Here is a 1,799-nt window from a genome sequence, read left to right as displayed (position 1 = left end):
ATATGCTGTTTAACCAGCGTCTGATATCGGCGGGTAAGGCGAGAGTCAATCCCGCCAACAGATAGGTTGAAATCATTCTGCAAAGTAATAACAGGTATCACGATAAATGTGTAGATACCTATGCTTCCAGCGCCTCCAGTTTTTTGAGCGCCGACGGGTAGTCCTTGGCGCTTTTAAGGATAATGCCGATAAAGCAGAAGACGTCATAGCCCAACTGTTTCGGGCTGACATCCACCCGCGCCCCGGTGATGATGCCCGCCTGTTTCATTTTTTCCACCCGCACATGCACGGTGCCGGGACTGACGTTAAGCTGCTTGGCCAGCTCGGCGTAGGCGGTGCGCGCGTTGGCCATCAGCGCCTGCAAAATAGCGCGATCGAGGGCGTCGAGCTGATAAGTTTCCGCCATGGTGATGTCCTCTGTGGCGATCCCGGCGGCAGTTCCATTGCTCGCTCGCGGGATCACGCTTAACGGCGCCAGCGGCGCATAAGCCGCTGTTTCAGTCCGGTGTCGAAGCGCCAGATGTGATCGAAGATCTTCATAATACCGGGTTTTCCCATCGACGATAGCGCAACGGCATGAAAGCGTTGCAGGCGTTGGCGCTGCTGCTCGCGTATGCGCAGTTGGACCGTTTCTGGCAGGCGCTGGGCAATAAAATCGGAAATGACCACCGCATCCGCATCTTGCCACGCCGGGTCGGCGAGCTTTTCGCTCAGCGCCGTAAGACAGGCGGCCAGATCGGTGCCGCCGCGAAAGCGCTGGCCGAGGAAGCGGATAGCGTGCTCCAAGCCGCCGTCGGCGGTAAGTTCGTAATCCACCTGACCCGTTGAGAATAAGCTGATAAAGCAGCGTCGGTTATCGGCCAGGGCGATCCGCATCAGCGCCAAACAGAACCCCTTGGCGCAGGCTTCGTTGAAGCCGCCCATTGAACCGGAGGTATCCACGCAGACAATCATCGGCCCACGGGGCTGCTCGTCGTGCTGCTGGCTGCTGGCCGGCTGCACGATGCGCCTGGTCTGCAAGGCATCACCGTGCAAACGGTAGGTCAGCAGCCGTTTCTCCAGCAAACGGCGGTAAAACTCGTATTCCAGCTCGTCGATACCGAGAACGGCCAGCTCCCCGGGCAGTAGCCGCAGCAGATCGTCGCTCTGGTGGATGCCGCTAATTTCTTCTGGTTGTACCGCCGGTTACCGTACCCGCTTTATTACCTCGCGCTGCAGCTGGTGTGGCGCGGCGACAAAGTGCGCCTCGCGGCTGCGACCCAACTGCTCGGCCAACTGCTGCAGCTCCGGTTGCTGATGCAGAAATTCACCGTAATGCACCAGCAAGCGATAGTCACCTTGCTCTACCTGCCCGGCAGTCATATCCCATAACCGCCCGGCGGCGTGTTGATTCTCCGCCAGCAACGGCGCCAGCGCGCCGCTCATTGCCAGTTGCCGCTGTAGCTCGTCAAGCAGACTCTCCCGCTCCTTCTCCAGCAACTGATGCTGCAGCGTTGTGGCCTGCAGCGTCAAACTGATGCGCCAACGCTGTAAAAATAAGGTTTGGAACGCGCTATCGGGACGCGCAGCTTCACTTGATGCGGCCTGATAAAGTCTTTGCGCTTCGGCATGAAAAGGCGATGTCAGGCTGGCGAGACGCGTCAGGGTTTCCGGCAGTTGGGCGTGAAAAACGTGAATCACCCCGGATAAATTAGAGTCTATACTTTAAAAGTGGAGGTCTCTATGACAACGACCAAACGTTACTCTCCGGAAGTCCGTGAACGGGCAGTTAATCTAGTGCTGGAAACTCAGCATGAGCA

2 pseudogenes are annotated in these 1,799 nt (G+C 57.8%); both read right to left on the bottom strand.

Going from position 1 to position 1,799, the window contains the following annotated elements:
* Nucleotides 1–124 precede the first annotated feature (124 nt).
* Nucleotides 125–406: pseudogene (locus CINSTRO3249_RS15580) on the bottom strand (winged helix-turn-helix transcriptional regulator); the annotation flags it as partial.
* Nucleotides 407–465: 59 nt separating this feature from the next.
* Nucleotides 466–1,668 (bottom strand): annotated as a pseudogene (gene viaA / locus CINSTRO3249_RS15575) (ATPase RavA stimulator ViaA); the annotation flags it as partial.
* Nucleotides 1,669–1,799 lie beyond the last annotated feature (131 nt).

The sequence above is a fragment of the Candidatus Sodalis sp. SoCistrobi genome, assembly GCF_900143145.1.
In the GTDB taxonomy this organism is placed as follows: domain Bacteria; phylum Pseudomonadota; class Gammaproteobacteria; order Enterobacterales; family Enterobacteriaceae; genus SoCistrobi.
Note: the sequence above shows the minus strand (reverse complement) of the source record. Positions and strands in the feature narration are given on the sequence as shown.